Origin of the sequence: Chryseobacterium caseinilyticum (assembly GCF_014837145.1) — a bacterium.
In the GTDB taxonomy this organism is placed as follows: Bacteria; Bacteroidota; Bacteroidia; order Flavobacteriales; family Weeksellaceae; genus Chryseobacterium; species Chryseobacterium caseinilyticum.
This window is the reverse complement of the sequence record NZ_JACYFS010000004.1, coordinates 274391-292019: the sequence shown is the minus strand read 5'-3', so window position 1 is coordinate 292019 and position 17629 is coordinate 274391. Positions and strand designations below refer to the sequence as shown.

17 protein-coding genes are annotated in these 17629 nt (G+C 36.4%); 3 read left to right on the top strand and 14 right to left on the bottom strand.

Features of this window, described 5'->3' with window-relative positions:
* Window positions 1-3: 3 nt before the first annotated feature.
* The 9 genes from IC610_RS14260 to IC610_RS14220 form a co-directional block, all read right to left on the bottom strand.
* The gene (locus IC610_RS14260) at window positions 4-1137 is read right to left on the bottom strand and encodes a beta-ketoacyl synthase N-terminal-like domain-containing protein (protein ID WP_191737449.1); all 1134 of its coding nucleotides are present in this window, start codon (window positions 1135-1137) and stop codon (window positions 4-6) included.
* Between the two features lie 45 nt (window positions 1138-1182).
* A complete protein-coding gene (locus IC610_RS14255) occupies window positions 1183-1623 on the bottom strand; it encodes an acyl-CoA thioesterase (RefSeq protein ID WP_394368297.1) in 441 nt (146 codons plus the stop codon).
* Window positions 1624-1749: 126 nt separating this feature from the next.
* Window positions 1750-2397, bottom strand: coding sequence for an alpha/beta hydrolase (locus IC610_RS14250; protein ID WP_228462933.1), 648 nt, complete (start codon window positions 2395-2397; stop codon window positions 1750-1752).
* Window positions 2398-2609: 212 nt separating this feature from the next.
* Window positions 2610-3872 (bottom strand): ABC transporter permease, encoded by a 1263-nt coding sequence (locus tag IC610_RS14245; RefSeq protein ID WP_191737448.1) that lies wholly within the window; start codon window positions 3870-3872, stop codon window positions 2610-2612.
* Complete coding sequence (locus tag IC610_RS14240) at window positions 3862-4617, bottom strand: ABC transporter ATP-binding protein (RefSeq protein WP_191737447.1); 756 nt, start codon at window positions 4615-4617, stop codon at window positions 3862-3864. The genes IC610_RS14245 and IC610_RS14240 overlap by 11 nt, the downstream gene beginning before the upstream one ends.
* Before the next feature lie 46 nt (window positions 4618-4663).
* On the bottom strand, window positions 4664-4945 hold the full coding sequence (locus tag IC610_RS14235; RefSeq protein ID WP_191737446.1) for a Txe/YoeB family addiction module toxin: 282 nt from the start codon (window positions 4943-4945) through the stop codon (window positions 4664-4666).
* The gene (locus tag IC610_RS14230) at window positions 4927-5136 is read right to left on the bottom strand and encodes a DUF2683 family protein (RefSeq protein WP_191737445.1); all 210 of its coding nucleotides are present in this window, start codon (window positions 5134-5136) and stop codon (window positions 4927-4929) included. The genes IC610_RS14235 and IC610_RS14230 overlap by 19 nt, the downstream gene beginning before the upstream one ends.
* Window positions 5137-5184: 48 nt before the next feature.
* Window positions 5185-6180 carry a BtrH N-terminal domain-containing protein gene (locus tag IC610_RS14225; protein ID WP_191737444.1) on the bottom strand — a complete coding sequence of 332 codons (996 nt, stop codon included), beginning with the start codon at window positions 6178-6180 and terminating at the stop codon, window positions 5185-5187.
* A 49-nt stretch (window positions 6181-6229) separates the two neighbouring features.
* Window positions 6230-6634, bottom strand: coding sequence for a hypothetical protein (locus tag IC610_RS14220; protein WP_191737443.1), 405 nt, complete (start codon window positions 6632-6634; stop codon window positions 6230-6232).
* Window positions 6635-6874: 240 nt separating this feature from the next.
* Here IC610_RS14220 and IC610_RS14215 point away from each other — a divergent pair, with 240 nt between their 5' ends.
* From IC610_RS14215 to IC610_RS14205, 3 genes are all read left to right on the top strand, one after another.
* Window positions 6875-9787: a M16 family metallopeptidase gene (locus tag IC610_RS14215; protein WP_191737442.1), complete on the top strand. Its 2913-nt coding sequence runs from the start codon at window positions 6875-6877 to the stop codon at window positions 9785-9787.
* A gap of 81 nt (window positions 9788-9868) precedes the next feature.
* Entirely contained in the window at window positions 9869-10204 is a 336-nt protein-coding gene (locus IC610_RS14210) for a hypothetical protein (protein WP_191737441.1), read from the top strand.
* Between the two features lie 106 nt (window positions 10205-10310).
* On the top strand, window positions 10311-10682 hold the full coding sequence (locus tag IC610_RS14205; protein ID WP_191737440.1) for a hypothetical protein: 372 nt from the start codon (window positions 10311-10313) through the stop codon (window positions 10680-10682).
* Window positions 10683-10745: 63 nt separating this feature from the next.
* Here the strand turns inward: IC610_RS14205 and IC610_RS14200 are convergent, their stop codons facing one another.
* The 5 genes from IC610_RS14200 to IC610_RS14180 form a co-directional block, all read right to left on the bottom strand.
* Window positions 10746-11189, bottom strand: a complete 444-nt coding sequence (locus IC610_RS14200) for an ABC transporter permease (protein ID WP_191737439.1) — start codon at window positions 11187-11189, stop codon at window positions 10746-10748.
* 165 nt (window positions 11190-11354) lie between these two features.
* Window positions 11355-11786, bottom strand: a complete 432-nt coding sequence (locus IC610_RS14195; protein WP_191737438.1) for a hypothetical protein — start codon at window positions 11784-11786, stop codon at window positions 11355-11357.
* On the bottom strand, window positions 11786-12925 hold the full coding sequence (locus tag IC610_RS14190) for a beta-ketoacyl-ACP synthase III (RefSeq protein ID WP_056075875.1): 1140 nt from the start codon (window positions 12923-12925) through the stop codon (window positions 11786-11788). The genes IC610_RS14195 and IC610_RS14190 overlap by 1 nt, the downstream gene beginning before the upstream one ends.
* 2 nt (window positions 12926-12927) lie before the next feature.
* Window positions 12928-13842 carry a dialkylrecorsinol condensing enzyme DarA gene (locus tag IC610_RS14185; RefSeq protein WP_191737437.1) on the bottom strand — a complete coding sequence of 305 codons (915 nt, stop codon included), beginning with the start codon at window positions 13840-13842 and terminating at the stop codon, window positions 12928-12930.
* Between the two features lie 42 nt (window positions 13843-13884).
* Window positions 13885-17538 carry an MMPL family transporter gene (locus IC610_RS14180; RefSeq protein WP_191737436.1) on the bottom strand — a complete coding sequence of 1218 codons (3654 nt, stop codon included), beginning with the start codon at window positions 17536-17538 and terminating at the stop codon, window positions 13885-13887.
* Window positions 17539-17629: the final 91 nt, after the last annotated feature.

The following is a 17629-nucleotide window of genomic DNA, read 5'->3' as shown; positions in this document are numbered from 1 at the left end:
GTTTTAACATTTCTCCAAAACAATGGCCGCATTACATCCACCAAAACCAGAAGCCGTTTTCAAAATATATTTAATTTCTGCCGACTGATTTTCTGTTATAATATTCAAATCCTGAGAAACGCCCATTTCTTCAAAATTTTTGGATGGAATTAAAGTGTTTTTCAGAGCCGATTCCATAGAAATAATGCTTTCCAATAAACCTGATGCGCCCAGACAATGTCCGTAATATCCTTTCATACTGTTAAGAGGAACATTTTGCAAATTCATTCTGTTGAAGGCGATGGCTTCCATTTCGTCGTTGTAAAGGGTTGCCGTTCCGTGAGCGGAAATAAAATCGATTTGGTCTGAAGAAACTTTCGCCTCTTTCATCGCATTTTGTACGCTGGCAAACAATCCGTCGCCGGTTCTTGATGGTCCGGAAATGTGGTTGGCATCGTTAATGCCTGAGTCGCCCAGAATTTTAAACTTAAATTTTTCTTTCTGATTTAATTCTGAAGTGATGTAAACACTTGCAGTTGCTTCGCCCAGATTAATTCCATTTCGGTTTTTGTCGTAAGGTTTGCAGGGTTCGCTTCCAATCGCCTGAAAAGAATTGAAACCAGAAATTACAAACTCAGAGATCTCATCACCCGCAACGACAAAAGCGTCTTTGTATTTTTCTGCCTGAATCATATTTTTTGCCACAGAAATCGCCATCACACCAGAAACACAAGCATTGGAAACGACAATCGGTTTGGTTTTAAATCCAAAAAAAACTGCCAGTTTTTGAGCTAATTTTGAAAGATAAACACCTTCCGGCAAAGTGTTTTCTTTTTTTAATAAACTGATATTTCCTTTTGTTGTTGAAAGAATAAAAGCAGTGTCATCTGAAATCGAATGTCTTTCTATCAAAGGTTTCAGACTGAGCAAAAACATTTTTTCAAGTCTTGTGAAATTCTGATTGTCGAAGTGTTTATTAAATTTCTCTTCTAGTTTCTCAGAATCAATTTTAGAAACAAAGAAAGCTTCGTGATTATCGATAATTTTATGCAAAGCCACGCCGGATTTTCCTTCCAAAAGTGCGTTCCAGTTTGCTTCCACATCAAAACCTAAAGGCGTGACGCAGTTATAATCTGTAATGTAAATTTCTTTGTTCATTAATTACTAAAATTTTTGAATCTTTTTTGAAAAGCCAAAAGCCGACTATAATCCCATTTTATCTTTCCAAGCCTGAAAAAACTCGGGATTGTACAGGCATAAATTATTTTCAGAATCCAGAAAAACCTGAATGGTTTCTCCACTGCAAACCAATAGATTCTGCTGATTAAAAATCTCGTATTTATAAATTAGTTTTGCCGAAACAGAATTGATGAAAGTCGTTACAATGTTGAATGTTTCTCCATATTTCAAGGGAAGAAAATGCTCGCACGTACTTTTCACAATCGGCGTTACAAATCCGGCTTTCTGAATGTCGAGGTAGGTTAAACCGTGCTGTCTTCCGAAAGCTTCTCTTCCGTCCTCAAAATACACAATGTAATGCCCGTGCCAGACGATTCCCAGCGGGTCTGTCTCGTTGAACCGGACGCGTACTTCTTCGGTACAGGTTAAATTTTTAGACTGCATTTTTGTTTCAGCTTTTTTCATTAATTATATTTAAAAAATTATTTTTTTAAATATTCTGAAATTTTTCTTCTTAAATAATCTCTTTCAGTTCCGTTAGCATCATTGTCCATACTGCTATGGTTTATGTCAGTAAACTGAACGGTTATATCATATTTCGTTGGTTGGCAAAACATTTTCGTCTGCTGGATAGTCTTTGGAGCGCAAAGTAAATATTTTTGGTTTAAAAGTTCTTGGCAATTCCATTCGTCTATTGTCCATTGAAATTATTTTACTGATAAGGTTTGGATATTTGTGAGCAAATAACACTGTCATATCTCCACCATTCGAATGTCCAATCAATGAGAGCTCATCATATTTTAATTGAGGATAATCTTGCTTGATTTTTTGTAAGACATACAATATGTTTTGAGAACCTCTTTCCCAATTTGGCCTTCGGGTTTCTTGTAGTTTACCAGTCATTGCCAAAAGTTCGTCAGTTTTCAACTCGTGTTGAATGCTGACAACAAAATAACCTTGTGAAGCTAAAAACTCTGTTAAATAGGTATAAGCTTGCAAATAATCGCTACCATTATTTTCTCCGTAACCGTGACTGAAAATAATTGGAATTTTATTCGCTTTCTTTTCGTCACTTGGTTGATAAATCGCAATTGGAATTTTTCGGTTTCTACTTTTATCAAATAAAGATAAAGTATCAAGTTTAAATTCCAATTTTTCGTTTCCAGAGGAAATTACTTTTTTGCTGGTCGAACATTGAATTATTGCGAAACCTAATATTATGATGAAAATATGCTTCATTTTTAATTACCCTTTTAATATGTTTTGACTTTTGGTTAGGGTTGACAAAACGTGAATTTCCCCCAAAATCCTTAGCCCTGATGGGAACGGCATCCTTTTTTGTCATTGCGATTGCTGACAAGCTCTATAGATTACTTCACTTCGTTCGCAATGACAAAAAAGATATAGTGGACAGCAGGTTCCCGGCTCCTAAAAATCTTTACAGTGTTGAATCAAACACTATTTTGTTTCCTCTCATACAATAAAGAAATGCTGACCATCGCAATATAAAATAAAAATAAGAAAATCAGTTCTTTGGCAATTTCGCCAATGCCGCTGTTTCTTAAAATAATATCATAATAGGCATTCAGTCCCCAATTCATCGGGGAAAACTGCGCAATTTTCTGCATAAATTCGGGCATCAGGAAAACCGGAACCCAGATTCCGCCAATTGCTGCCAAGACTACTACAGAAGTCGCTCCAAACGGCGCTGACTGTTCCTGAGTGTCGGAAACGGTTCCAATCAAAACTCCAAATCCAATCGCTGCCAATCCTGCAAAAAGAGTGACTATGAGAAGGTGAAACATTTTTCCTGAAACATCAAACTGAGGCAAATCCATCAGCGGGAAAAGCCAGATTCCCACTGCAACCATCAGCAAAAACTGGATGACGCAAATGATGAGATAGGTGAATGTTTTTCCTAAAATATGAATGTAATACGGCGTCGGGCTCACGCGAACTCTCACGCTCGTTCCCTGACTTTTTTCTTTGACTAAGTTAATCGACAACGGCACCACAATAAAGAAAATCGCAAACAGCGCCCACGCAGGAACATTGTGTTGCACGGAATTTGGCATTACTTCTTCGTTGTCTTTGTTTGGTGTGATTTCTTTGAAGGTAATCAAACTTTTATTTTCAAGGTCTTCCGTTGTTCCGAGTTGGTCCTGGAAGGCTTTGTAGATTTTTTTATTCTCAATTTCGAAAACCATTTTGTTGATGGCATTCATCACAGAATTTTTGAAACCTGCGTTGGTGGCGGGGTCGAAATAGAGATGAATGTCTTTTGCCTTTGAAGCTACAGCTTTTGTCGAAGTAGAATCGGTTTCCAGGCCAAACGAACTTACAACAGTCTGAACTTTAGAATCGATATTTGAATTTAAATCTTTTGTCAGATTTTTTGGAATGACGATGGCCATCTGATAATCTCCCGTGAAAACAGCTTTTTCAGCTGATTTTTCGTTGTAATCGGTGACGAGTTCAAATGTTTTGCTGGTTTCCAGTTCTTTTTTGATGACTTTCGAAACTTCAGATTTATCGTTATCGATGAAAATAATCGGAATTTTTGAACCTTCCAGATTTTTGAATGTCGAATCCTGAATTAGAGTAATCGTAATAATCAACAACAACGGCATCAGAAAGATGATTACAATCCCGCCCGAATCTCGCTTCAACAACTGAATTTCCTTGATGAAACTTCTCCACAATTTATACAACATCTCTCAATTCTTTTCCGGTTAATGAAATGAAAACATCCTCCAGGTTTTCAGCATTGGAAACTCTTTCCACCAATTCTTCAGGAGTTCCAGTCGCGTGGATTTTGCCGTGGTCGATGATGGCGATTTTTGTACAGAATTCCTCGGCTTCAGATAAGTGATGCGAGGTGTAAATAATGCACGTTCCTTTTTTATTTAAATCTAAAAGATAATCGATAATCGCTTTTTTGGATTGAACATCAACGCCAACAGTCGGCTCGTCCAGAAAAAGAACTTTGGGGTTGTGAAGCGTTCCTGCAATCAGATTGCAACGGCGTTTCATTCCCCCTGAAAACTGGTCGACTTTTTTATTGGCAAATTTCGTTAAGCCCATCAATTCTAAAGCTTCATCGATCGCTTTGTGAAGATAATCGTTTTTCAAACCATACAGACTTCCGAAGAACAAAAGATTTTCTTTAGCTGTTAAAGTCGGGTAGAGCGCATATTCCTGTGGAACTACGCCGATGATTTGTTTGATTTTCGAATTGTCTTTTTTAGGCGACAAACCGTTGATGGTAAAACTTCCTGACGTTGGTTTAATCAAACCTGAAAGCATAGAAATCAATGTGGTTTTCCCCGCTCCGTTGGGACCGAGAATTCCATAGATTTCGTTTTTATCGATGTTCAAAGAGATATCATTAACCGAAAAATCTTCCGAATTTTTGTATTTCTTATAGAGGTTTTTTATTTCGATGATGGGGTTTGACATTGTTTGTTTTTGAGGATTTATGAATGAAAACTAACGAAAAGATGACTTAATCGTCATTGTAATGTCCCAGAGAACTTACTACAATTACATTTTTATCTTCTTCGTAAATTTCATAAACAAATCGGTCTTTTTTATTGATGCGTCTGCTCCAGACTTCTCCTTCAAAGTATTTTAACTGTTCAGGTACACCTGTGCCGGTTCTGGGATGGTCTTCAATTTCATTAAAGAATATTTCCACCTTTTTAATATCAGATTTATTACCGGATTTTAAAATTTTAGCAAGGTCTTTTTCCGCTTCTTTGGTGCGGACTATTCGATACCTTCCCATATGTTTTTTGTATTTACAGCAACCGTTTTTCCCTCAGAATAGTCCTTTCTGGCTCGTTCAACTTTTTCAGTAAACTTCTTAGAAGGAATTTCTTCTTCTTTGATTTTCAAATCAGTCACGCCCAATGCTTTTAAAATAGCTTTGATTTTTTTACTCTCGCGAGAGTCTATTTTGAAACTGAATGTCGTCATACGTCATTGTAATTTAATACAAATTTAGATAAATTAATTTGCTGACGGTTAAATCGCTTTTCTCAATTTCTTATAAAACGCTTCCTCCAAATCGGCAATATGCAACATCGATTTTGAAAGCTGATTATAAATATCGCTTTTCGAGTTTCTGTTTTTGTAAACCCTTGCAATATCCACGGCAAAGTCTCTCCACAGGTCGCCGATTGCGGTAATTTCTTTAGATAATTCTTTCAACTCGTCATTTTTAAGAATCACTGAGGCCTCCTGTAAAAAAGCACCGTAAATAAACCTGAATCCGCCACCGCCGGTTCCGATTTCCTCCTGCATTCTGATGAGTTGTCCAAGATAATGGTTGGTTACTTTCGTGCCTTTTTTCTCAGCCCATTTCGGGATGCTTTTCGCCACCCAACGCATTGCTTTAACTCCGATAATCGGAACTGGAGCCAACATATTTTTGCAGGTGTCCTTTATCCCTTTTTTGATAGCTTCTTCCAGATGAACATTCTCAGGGATGTGTGTCGGGAAATACATATGACCTTTTGGAGCGAGTGCACCTTTGGCATAACGAACTTTTTCAAGTTCAGCTTCGGTCAGCGTTGTTGCGAAATCCATCACAGGATCGCTGATGAGGAATTTTCCGTCTTCTTTTCCGTAAACAACTAAGTTGTGGGCGTTGAAGTGAAATTTATATTCTTCTGGAAAGTAAGTAAGGTTGAAAACGCCTACCTGCAAACCTGTCGGTATATTTTGTTCTAAATTCTTCTCCAAAGCAGCCTGAGCTTCCTTAGGATTTGAAAACTTAATTCTCTTGATTTTAATTCCTAATCTTTTTGCCGCTTTACTGAAGATAGCTCCCGGCATTGGACGGTAACTGAAACCCGGCGCAAAATTCACTTTTAGAAAAGGAAGATACACGAAAAACAATCCGGAACCGATTCCGAAAATCATGGGTTCGCTGAGTTTTAATCCTTTGTTGAGTAATAGATTGGAGGCAACACCGTTTTCGCAGTGGGCTGTCTGGTGGTGTTCGAAATTGATCTTCATTATAAGTCTGGATTTTATTAAACCTTATAGTTTTTGAAACCTAAAAGGTTTATTTACCATTGAAGTTTTTTAATTCATCTACTGAAATTCCGAACGTGTCGGCGTATTTTTTCAAAGTTGAATCGCTGAGTTTTTTAAATATATTAGGTTTTGCGTGTCGTTTGACTGTCCATTGCCACTTTCCGACGTATGCTGCAAGAACCTGCAAATCCATTTTATTAAGTTCCATAAAATAGACGATTGGGCTTGCTACATTATTCGCAACGTTTTGTTTTGCTTCTTCAATTCTTTCATTGATGAGCTGCATAGATTCATCGAGAGCCGCTTTTTTGGCTTCCCAACCGATGCTTTGCGCGGTGGTATAATTGTTATTTTCATCAGTCACATATAACATTTCGGTCATATTTGCTGACTGCAAATTACTTTCGTCTTGTGGAATGTCTTGTTTTTTCATCCGGGAAGATTAATGTTAAATTCAGATGATATTTCAAGCATCTGTTGTACTGATTTTTCGATGTGCTAAAATAATAAAAATGCAGGACATAAGATAATGGAATGTCCAGATCATAATGTCCTGGATTTTATAAAGATTGTTTCTGTTTGTCGTTATTTATGTATATAAATTAAAGACTGTAACAAAAACTTTAATTTTTGGACTAATTTTACCAATTAAAATGATTTAATAAATTCAACTATGAAGAAAGTTTTTATTTCTCTTTCATTCTTTTTCATGATCAACGCAATGGCGCAGAAATTTGATACGCAGACAGTGACTGACAGTCAGGGTTATACGTACGAAACTGTGAAAAATGATCAGGCGGGAGTGAGAGTCTATACTTTAAAAAACGGATTAAAAGTTTATCTCGCAAAAAACGACGATGCTCCGAGAATCCAGACTTATGTTCCGGTAAGAACAGGTTCCAATAACGATCCTGGCGATAATACAGGATTGGCTCACTACCTTGAGCACATGGTTTTCAAAGGAACTTCTCACCTGGGAACTCAGGACTGGGCAAAGGAAAAGGTTTTGCTGCAGCAGATTTCTGACCTTTACGAACAGCATAAAGCAGAAAAAGATCCTGAAAAGAAAAAAGCACTCTATAAGAAAATCGATGATGTTTCTCAGGAAGCATCAAAATTTGCGATTGCCAATGAATATGACAAAGCGATTTCTTCTTTGGGAGCAACGGGAACTAATGCTCACACCTGGTTAGATGAAACGGTTTACAAAAATAATATTCCGGCTAATGAGTTGGAGAAGTGGCTTAAAGTTGAAAAAGAACGTTTCTCAGAATTGGTTTTAAGACTTTTCCATACAGAACTGGAAGCGGTTTATGAGGAATTCAACAGAGCTCAGGATAACGACAGCCGTTTGGTAAATTATACTTTAATGGAGGCGCTTTTCCCTAAGCATCCGAACGGTCAGCAAACGACAATCGGTACGTCAGAGCATTTGAAAAGTCCTTCAATGGTGGCTATTCATAAGTATTTTGATACGTATTATGTGCCTAACAATATGGCGGTAGTTTTGGTAGGAGATTTAGATTTCGACAAAACGATAAAATTAGTTGACCAATACTTCGGAGCTTTCAAATACAAGGAACTTCCGATGAAGAAAATGGTTTCTGAGGAGCCAATGACACAGGTGGTAAGCAGAACTGTAAAAAGTCCTTCTGCGCCAAGAATGACCATGGCCTGGAGATCTGATTCATATGGAACCAAAGATGCAAGAATGGCAAGCATGGTTGCTGAAATTCTGAGCAACAGCGGTGATGCTGGTTTGATCGATCTAAACATCAGCCAAAAACAGAAAGTGCTGAGCGCAGGAGCATACGAATCACCTTACAAAACTTATGGTGCATTTACAATGTATGTTGTACCGAAAGATGGGCAAAGCTTTGATGAGGCTAAAAAATTATTGCTTGGGCAGTTAGATTTAGTTAAAAAAGGGCAGTTCCCGGATTGGATGCTGAAAGCCATCGTCAACGATATGAAAGTACAGCGTATGAAAGGCTGGGAAACTGCCGACGGCTTGGCAACGACGCTTTACAATGCTTACATCAACGAAAGAACCTGGCAGCAGGAATTAGACGAGATCAATGATTATGAAAAAATTACCAAAGCAGATATTGTAAAATTTGCCAACGAGTTTTTCAAAGACAATTATGTAGTCGTTTATAAAGAAAAAGGAGTGAATGATAAATTGGTTCGCGTACAGAACCCTGCCATCACACCGATTAAACTGAACAGAGAAGCACAGTCGCCTTTCCTTAAAGATCTGTTGGCAACAAAAGCGGGAGACATCAAACCTCAGTTTATTGATTACAAAACGGCTATCGCCACTTCGCAGATCAAAGACAAGAAAATAAGTTTCGTTGAAAACAAATACAACAAAGTAGCTCAGGTCAACTATATTTTTCCTTTCGGGACAGATAATGATAAAGAACTGAGCCTTGGCGTAAGCGTTTTACAATATTTAGGAACCGATAAATATACTCCTGAACAGTTAAAAGAAGAATTCTATCAATTAGGAATCTCCAACGGTTTCAGAACTTCAAATGACCAGACGATCATCTATCTGAGCGGACTGGAAAGCAATATGAAGAAAGGAGTAGAACTGTTGAACCACTGGATGACCAACGTAAAAGCTGACAAAGCAATTTATGATCAGACGGTAAAAACAATCTTAGAATCCAGAGAAGTGGCCAAAAAAGATAAAGCAAGAATTATGGCAGCACTTTCCAATTATGCTAAGTATGGAAAGGATTCCAGAATGACTGATATTATCTCAAAACAACGTCTGGAAAGCATCAACGTTAACGATCTGATGTCTAAAATCAAGACTTTGAACCAATATCCTTACGAAGTTTTCTTGTACGGAGAAGATCAGAAAGGTCTTGAAAAAGCAGTAAAACCATTTATTGCAGACACCAAACTGCAGCCTGCGAAAGCTAAGGTATATGCAGAGCCGGCAACCGAAGGCAAAGTATATTTCACAGCTTATGATATGGTACAAATGGAAATGGCGAAAGTGGCAAAAGGCAGTAACGTGAACCTTGCAGACTTCGGAAAATCAAATGTATTTAATGAGTACTTCGGGCGCGGACTGTCTTCTATCGTTTTCCAGGAAATCAGAGAGAGTAAGTCTTTAGCTTATTCTGCTTATGTTTCTTATGGAACGGCTTCTGAAAAAGATCATCCTAACTATGTGACCAACTACATCGGAACTCAGGCAAACAAATTACCTCTTGCAGTAAACGCAATGAATGATTTGATGGCAGATTTCCCTCAGATCCCGGCGCAGTTTGAGAATTCTAAAGGTTCAGCGTTGAAGCAGATTGCATCAAACAGAATCAACAGAACCAATATTTTCTACAACCAATTGGCACTGAAAAAACTTGGCGTAGATTACGATATCAGAAAAGATTACTATACTGAAATTCAAAATCTGACGTTGCCTCAACTGACAAGTTTCTATAACAAAGAAATTAAACCGTTGAAGTACAACACCGCCATCATCGGGAAAAAAGAAAACCTGAATATGGAATCGATCAACAAAATGGGTGAGTTCAAAGAAGTTACCCTGGAAGAAATCTTTGGATATTAATTTTTCATTAATATAAATTGTTTGAAGTGAGGCAGAAATGTCTCACTTTTTTTATTTAATTTGAATTTTATTTAATAACTGATGAATGATAATTTACTTATACAGTCACTTAAAATCCTGTCTCAGGACGCTTCCGACCAGGAAAAATACATTCATAATTTGTTTAAAGATGAGAAATATGATAATGCTGAAGAACTTCTTTTAGAGTTTGAAGATTCTGAATTTTTAATTGAAAAATATTTGAAAAATCAGGATATTAAGACTTTGTTTTTTGAGCTTAAAAAAGTAATTGACGAGATTGATCGTAGACAGTTGTTTTACACCTATCATTTAAAGGATGATTTGTGGGAAAAAGTACGTCTTAGAAGCAGAAAACTTTTAATTAGATTGAATCATCAGAATATATATCACGATTAATTTTAAGATAAATCAATAATAAATTACACAGAATATAACCCTTTTGTGTGATTGCAGAATTTAGAATGAGTTGGTATTTTTGACTTAGAATTTTAAATAAATAACTATGAAAACTTATCTAACTGCTTTATTACTATTATTGTGTACATTCACTTTTGCACAAAATGCGGAATTAAAAAAAATCGAAGACGCATTAAATAAAAATCTTGAGGGAAGCTATGCGTTGAGAGGACTCTATGATCCACCATCATACACATTTAAAAATGTAAGTATTGCTGATAATGGGGATGTTACAATGTCATTTGAAGACAAAAGTTTTACAGAGACGTACAGTTTCAAAGATGCAAACATAGAGTTGGATAATATGAGGGTAAGAATTTATCAGCCATCGCCAACCAAGAAAAGTCTCACATTGTACAGTAAAAATAATGAAGCTATTGCTAAACTACTTGAAAGACTGCGGGAACTTTCCAAGTAACAGTACATCACGAAAAACAGAAGCCAACTATCAGGTTGGCTTCTGTTTTTTATAATAAATGTTTTATGATTTCAACTCCTGAATAAACAAGCTGATCTCCGTACGGATCAACAGCTTTTCACCCAAAAAAGTCTCACAGAAAATCTGACAGATGTTTTCATATTGTGAAATCAGGGTTGCTTTGGAAATAATGGTGTCGCCAACCTCAGGCAAATCAAAAATTTCAATTTTTTTGATATTAGTAATGAAACCGATCACCTTCGTTTCTACATCCGGACCTTTAAAAAAACTCTGTCCGAGAATTGAAGAGGAGGTTTGTGCAGAATGCTCGATCAGTCCAGCTTCCACAAAATGGTTGTTGTGAACAAAAATGTTGTCAGATTTGATATCAAAAGAAGTCACAACCTTGTCCGGAGTAAGCTTCAGAATATAATCTGCCATCAGCATAGGTGCGCGATGAGGCAGAAAATGATGAATGTTGATGAGGTTGTCTTCCTTTAACTCCATTTTTTTATGTTTAAAACCTAATAGGTTTCAAAAGCCCGTTAGGTTTGTATTGTGCTAATTTAAATCTTTGCAATTCCTAGGATATTACGAGTTTTTTAAAAACTTCTTTAAAACAAAGCAGACTGATCATCTGTCTCTTTTTACTTTTTCTCTGACTCTTTACACCTATTTTACTACGGTTTTCATCTCAGATTTTGCAATGATCTGACCGTTGATTTTAGTAATGATTTCCACCAACGTTACGCCCATCATTTCATTGATAATCTTTACTTCAGAAACCAAATGGTCACCCAATTTCGGTAAAGTTTCAGCTTCAAATGTTTTGATGGCTCCGATATAGCCTGTAGGTGCTTCTTTTCCGAGAAGATAAAATTTATATCCTGTATGAAGAGCAACGCTTTGAGCCTGATGTTCGATTAATCCTGAAGCCTGGAAAACACCTTCGTGAACGAAAATATTGTCTTCTTTAATTTCAAATCCTGAAACCAGATTCTCGTCTGAATATTCTGAAATTCCACTCACCATCACAAAAGGAAATTTTTGCGGAATTAAACTTTCAACAAAATTTTTGTCGTTGGTTGGTACAGAAATTCCCATTAGCAAACCGTTAATAAAGCACAAGAATAAGCAAATCTTCCGCTTTCAGGGATGCAGAGCATGATTCTTTCTCCTTTTTTCAGTTTACCGGAATTCATCAGCTGCTCAACAGCAATAAAGATAGATCCTGCACCAATATTTCCAACTTCAGAAAGATTGTAAAACCATTTTTCCCAAGGGAAATCAAGTCCTACATTGGCAAATTCTTCTTTTAATCCTTCTTTGAAGTAACCTGAAGAAATGTGTGCTAATACATGATCGATAGAATCAGGGTCAAGATCGTGTTTGGTAAAAGATGCTCTTAAACTTTCTGCTCCTTTTACTAAAATATATTTATCTAAAAGTTTTGTATCCTGTTTTAATGCAAAAATAGATTGATTCAGCCATTCTTCAGCAGGATATTCTGCCCATGATTTCAGGCTTCCGTCTTCCTGCTTTTCGCATCCTGAATACATACAAGCTTCAATTTCGTGCGCGTAAGAATAGAAATCCATCCATTCTACTTTTAAAGAAATTTCGTTTTCTCTCGGTTTGTTTTCAAGCAGAAAAGCTCCGGCTCCGTCCGAAAGCATCCATCTCAGAAATTCTCTTTTGAAAGCAACAATAGGTTTTTCCTCCAAAAGTTTAAGGTTTTCCGCTTCGTGATTGAACTTATCGGCTGTCATCCATGCAGAAAATCTTTCTGAACCTACACAGATGGCGTTATTCTTCACCCCGGCTTTAACATTCAGAAAGGCGTAGTTGAACGCATTCATTCCGGAATTACACAGTCCCGTAGAGGTGTTGATTTCAACCGATTTACCGATATTCAGTTCACCATGAACCATAGAAGCGTGTGAAGGCTGAATCTGGTCTGCTGAAGTGGTTCCGCATGAAAGAAGCTCCATGTCTTCTTTCTTGAAATGTTCGTCAAAAAGTCCCTCCACAGCATTTGCAGTAATTTGCGCATTGGTATGTGTAGGTTTTCCGTTTTTGTCTAAAGCATAGTATCTGGTTGTAATTTTATTATTCCTCAGAATTAAAGCTCTCGCCTTAGAAGGAGTATTGTTGACTAAGCCAAGATAGCTTTCCATTTCATCATTAGAAACCGGCTCATTTGGCAAGTATGTTGAAGCTTTTGTTATGAATACGTCGTACATTTCTATTTTAAATTAATTCCTTGTAAATATTTTTTCTGTTTTTGTCTTTTGTTCCACAAAATAGGTGCAAGCAAGATATGAAAAATCAAAACAATGGGTGAAATGATCCAGATTGCAGCCATTAAATATACTTTAAAAAACTTGATCAGCATCGGGCGTTTTTCTTTTTTCTTCATGATAAGGTTAGACCACACCGTGAAAATTTTGTTCCCCACCTTTTCAACTCTCACAAGGAAAGCTCTGATTTCTACTGCTCCGTTTTTTACCAGTTCGGGCTGCAGATTTACGAAATCGCTGTTGCGGAAATGCTTTTCAATAATCTTCCCGTATTTCCCGGCTCCGTTTATTTCTTCGTCTGAAACGCCTGCCGCAGGAAGGACTCCGGATTTTTCTTTCTGTCCGGTGGTCATCCAGCGAAGGATCGTTAAAACACTTGTATAATTATCTCTCCGGTCGACTAATGCAATGTTTCCGACTAATTTTGCGTCTAAATTTTTCAGATAAACCTTCAGTTTTTCCTGAGAAAGCATCCACATATTTCGGGTTCCGGAGATGGTAACAACTGGCGTGCCTTTCAGGATATTTTCTGCAAATCCACTTTTTAAAAATGATATTACCGGAATAGACGGCGTTAAATACCAAACCTGATAGCCAAAAAGAATCAGATCAAATTTTGTATTTAAAACCTCCTCAGGCGGTGGCAGAATTTCACTTGGAATCTGAAGATAAGATTCCGGAAAGGTGTTGAAAAAAACATCAGACGGCCACGGAAAAGGAAAATCTTTTTTAAGCTGAATGTTGTAGTAAGTTACTTTATATTCGTCTTTTTTATCTTCAAAGGGTTGGGCAATATTTTTTACAATATCTTCCAGCTGTCCGGTCTGAGTGTAATATAAGACAAGTATATTTTTTTGCATTAATCTATTTTATGGTTTACAAAAATAAGATTTTCAGATTTATTATTCGTGCCTAAAAATTTTTATTGCTTCTGAATTAAACAATTGTTTATAATTTGCGTTTTCAAAAGTCTGATTTTTAATATTCAGCAGAATAATGGTCTCCGGAAAATCTTTGATATCAGTAAGATGATATTTTTCGTCAGAAATTAAAAGTACATCAATATTTTTGTTGATTTGTGTCTGATTATCAATGTAATTCAATTTTCTTTTGTGAACAAGATAACTGTTTTTTGCTACAGCTCTTTTTTCTGAATCACTGATTAAACTGAAAATTCTGCGTCCGGCTTGCTGAAGTGTGAGTAATGCATCTTTCTGCCCGAAATCATCAGCAATGTGAAAAACAGTAGCGTCCCTCGGAATGTGTTTGTTCAGTTCAAAATAGACCGATTTGTTTTTATCGAAATCTTCCTTTACAGGTTTTACAACTTCATTTTCTTTATATAAAAAGCTTAAAAGTAATTTCTTTTTAAAATAATTCTCATCCTCAAGCTCATTTCTCAGTTTCGCAAATTCATTTCTGAAATACGCATTGATTTTTTTCGTTCTCTCAGAATAATCTTTTCCAGAACTCAAATCTTCTTTACGGATTCTGTCGCCTACTTTTACCGTAATGCTTCCGTCAAAAATAATAAAATCTCCTTTCGGCTGTACTTCAGAATTTCCGTGAATGTAAATCGGAACGATATCCAAATTAAACTGTTCCGCAATGTAAAAAGCACCTTTGTGAAATCTTTTGACATCGTTATTGTATGAACGTTCAGATTCAGGAAATACAACCAGCGAATATCCCTGCGCAATCTTTTCTCTCAATTGCTCCATGCCGTTTTCAATGCCCTGAGAAACAGGATAGAAGCCTAAAGCCCGCACAATTTTCCCAAAAACCGGAGAATTATACACCCAGTCGTTCACAAGATAAACAATTTTGTGGCTGACCATTCCCATAACCAGTGTATCGAGAAATGAAGTGTGATTGGCGATGATTACGGCAGGCTCAGAGAAGTTTTCATCAGGATTTCTAATGATTTTTTTTCTGACAAAAGGATTGGTGTATAAAACAGAAACAAGAAATTTTGCTAAAACTAATTTAATGAATTCCAAAGTTTTTCCTTTCGATCTTTTCACGAAAATACTTCCGTTGGCAGAGAAAATCAATCCGCCTAAACCATAGTAAATAAAAGAGATGACTGAGTTTAAAAACAGTCTCAAAGTAATTGGCGACAAGCCTTTTTTAGCTCTGTTGATAATTAAAAACCTGAACCAGAACGGATATAATGTGGAGGTGATGACGATGACAGAAAACATTCCAATCAGAGCGACCAAGGCTAATGAATGCAATGCCGGATGCTTGGCAAAAATCAAAGATCCGATGGATAAAATCGTAGTGAAAACCGCCAAAATAATAGAAATCCGATAGGTCGGAAGTTCATTTTTCCCAGTCGTATGCTCTTTCTGCATCGCTTTCGTCAGGAAAATACTGAAATCATCGCCAACGCCAAAAACCAAAGTGCAGACAACCGTACTGAAAATATTTAATTCTAAACCTAAAAAGTAGAGGATTCCGGCAGTTACAACTCCCGTTAAAACAATCGGAAACATCGTCAGTAAAGACAGTTCAAAATTTCTGAAGAAAACAATGATGGTCAAAATAATTGCCAGAAGTGAATAATTAATCAAAGTATTGAAATCTCTTTTCAATAAACCTAAAAAGTTCTCATTCATTTGCTGACGGTCGATTGCCAAAGATTCGTGGCTTTTTTCAACGTCTTTGATGAATGCATCTCTTTTGGTTTCATCCACTTTTACCACATTCGAAACCGTGAAAAATCCGTTCTCATTGCTCAGAAACTCTGAGATTTGAAGTGCCTTTATTTTTTGGTAATCTTTTAAACTTAAACTGGAATAGGTTTTATTTAAATTTTCATTAAACTGATCAAAGGCAGAAGCATTAAAGCCAAATTCATTTCCGTTTTTAACCAATTCAGAAATCGTCTGATTTTTTTTATCCTGATTCCAGAATCTGTTCCACTGATCTACCTTTTTTTGCTGATCTTTTTCAGACAAAACAACATTTCCAATCGAATTATAACTTAAAATTTTTCCTTCCTGCTTTTCCTTTTCCAAAAAGTTGCTCAATCTTGAATTTCTCGCTAACGCTTCGCTTTCAGAATTGCCGTACGATATCGTGTAAATCGATTTTGAAGTGATGTCAGACAGTTTTTCAAGCTTGGCTTCGCTGATTTTTAAATCTTTAGGAATGTAATTTAAATCACCTATATTTTCATTAAAACCAACATGACGAAACCCGAAAAGACAGGCAATAATCATAACAGAACATCCGATAATCAGAGGTTTGTTTTTCTCGTAAGGGTAATTTCCAATTTTATCGATGAAATTGGTGCTTTCTTTTCCTGATTTTTCTTTCGGATGATACAGTTGCGGAACAATGATTAGAGCCGCAAATGAAGACAGAAAAACCGTAATCGCAGCAAAAAGTCCGAGATCTCTCAATGCTTCAGAACGCACAAAAACCAGACATAAAAATGAAACCGCTGTTGTTGCGCTACTAAGAATGATTGGTTGCGTAATTTCTTTATAAAGCTCTTCAATATTATTGTTGTGCTTGTAATGTGTGAGAATATGAAGGGCGTAATCAATTGTAATTCCAATCAGAATTGCTCCGACGCTGAGTGAAATCGCCGAGATTTTATCTTTAATGAAATACAGAATCATCAGTGAAATAAAAACCGCAAAAACGGTCGGCAGAAAAACGATGAGTGGCGTGAAGAAATTCCTGAAATAATAAATCAGCAAGATCAGCAGAACTGTCATTGAAATAATCACCGTATTCTGGATATCTTTTTTAATCTGCTGTGCATTGGCAACCGCAATTACCGGCGATCCAAAGTAGCTGATTTCGGTTTTTCCTTTAAAATTTTTGTTGATGTCGTCTTTAATTTTATTCAAACTGTCGACGAAAACTTCGTTGTTTTTGGTGTCGTTGCTCTTGTTTTTAGGATCGATGAAAAGAAGTAGGTTTTTGCCATCTTTTGAAACGATGTAGTTATCTTCGAGTTTAAAATCTTTGCTGATATTTAAAGCATTCAGTTTTTTGATGCCGAGAAAAGTGATTCCCAAAGGATCTTTTTTTATGAATTCTTTTGTCACAAGACTTGTAGGCGAAACCAAAGAGACATAATTGTTCTCAACCTGTTTTGCAATGCTGTCTTTATTGATTTTTCTTTCAATTTCAGAATAATCATTTTCATCTAAAAACAAAGGTAAATTCTGATTGACAAAATCGAAAGTTTCGGAGATTTCATTATCATTGACTTTTCCCTGAACCGAACCGATATATTTTTGGAGAGGTTCAATTTTATTTAAAAAAGCATCCGCTGTTTCAGAAAGCTGAAAATTTTCGTCCTTCGATTTTTTTTCGATAATGACGATAATCTTGTCTGAAAAGTTGAGCTGCTTCAGAACTTTAGCTGTCAAATCCGATTTTTCATTTTTAGGAATAATCTGATTGATGTCTTCTTCAAAATTTATTTTCGAAGCAAAAAATCCACAGACAATGAGAATTCCCAAAGCCACAGCGATGGAAACAATCCGGTTTTTGGAAATCAGATAATATAATTGGATGAAAAAGCGATGCATTGCCCAGTTAAATCAAGTTGCAAATTTAATTTTTTAGGCTTAAGGTCAAAACTTTATAGGCGAAGTTTTGCTGATAATCAGTAAAATATTC

What these genes read in the sequence shown, in the direction of transcription:
- IC610_RS14260 (WP_191737449.1), bottom strand. Translation starts at nt 1,137, where the DNA reads ATGAACAAAGAAATTTACATTACAGATTATAACTGCGTCACGCCTTTA.
- IC610_RS14255 (WP_394368297.1), bottom strand. Translation starts at nt 1,623, where the DNA reads ATGAAAAAAGCTGAAACAAAAATGCAGTCTAAAAATTTAACCTGTACC.
- IC610_RS14250 (WP_228462933.1), bottom strand. Translation starts at nt 2,397, where the DNA reads ATGAAGCATATTTTCATCATAATATTAGGTTTCGCAATAATTCAATGT.
- IC610_RS14245 (WP_191737448.1), bottom strand. Translation starts at nt 3,872, where the DNA reads ATGTTGTATAAATTGTGGAGAAGTTTCATCAAGGAAATTCAGTTGTTG.
- IC610_RS14240 (WP_191737447.1), bottom strand. Translation starts at nt 4,617, where the DNA reads ATGTCAAACCCCATCATCGAAATAAAAAACCTCTATAAGAAATACAAA.
- IC610_RS14235 (WP_191737446.1), bottom strand. Translation starts at nt 4,945, where the DNA reads ATGGGAAGGTATCGAATAGTCCGCACCAAAGAAGCGGAAAAAGACCTT.
- IC610_RS14230 (WP_191737445.1), bottom strand. Translation starts at nt 5,136, where the DNA reads ATGACGACATTCAGTTTCAAAATAGACTCTCGCGAGAGTAAAAAAATC.
- IC610_RS14225 (WP_191737444.1), bottom strand. Translation starts at nt 6,180, where the DNA reads ATGAAGATCAATTTCGAACACCACCAGACAGCCCACTGCGAAAACGGT.
- IC610_RS14220 (WP_191737443.1), bottom strand. Translation starts at nt 6,634, where the DNA reads ATGAAAAAACAAGACATTCCACAAGACGAAAGTAATTTGCAGTCAGCA.
- IC610_RS14215 (WP_191737442.1), top strand. Translation starts at nt 6,875, where the DNA reads ATGAAGAAAGTTTTTATTTCTCTTTCATTCTTTTTCATGATCAACGCA.
- IC610_RS14210 (WP_191737441.1), top strand. Translation starts at nt 9,869, where the DNA reads ATGAATGATAATTTACTTATACAGTCACTTAAAATCCTGTCTCAGGAC.
- IC610_RS14205 (WP_191737440.1), top strand. Translation starts at nt 10,311, where the DNA reads ATGAAAACTTATCTAACTGCTTTATTACTATTATTGTGTACATTCACT.
- IC610_RS14200 (WP_191737439.1), bottom strand. Translation starts at nt 11,189, where the DNA reads ATGGAGTTAAAGGAAGACAACCTCATCAACATTCATCATTTTCTGCCT.
- IC610_RS14195 (WP_191737438.1), bottom strand. Translation starts at nt 11,786, where the DNA reads ATGGGAATTTCTGTACCAACCAACGACAAAAATTTTGTTGAAAGTTTA.
- IC610_RS14190 (WP_056075875.1), bottom strand. Translation starts at nt 12,925, where the DNA reads ATGTACGACGTATTCATAACAAAAGCTTCAACATACTTGCCAAATGAG.
- IC610_RS14185 (WP_191737437.1), bottom strand. Translation starts at nt 13,842, where the DNA reads ATGCAAAAAAATATACTTGTCTTATATTACACTCAGACCGGACAGCTG.
- IC610_RS14180 (WP_191737436.1), bottom strand. Translation starts at nt 17,538, where the DNA reads ATGCATCGCTTTTTCATCCAATTATATTATCTGATTTCCAAAAACCGG.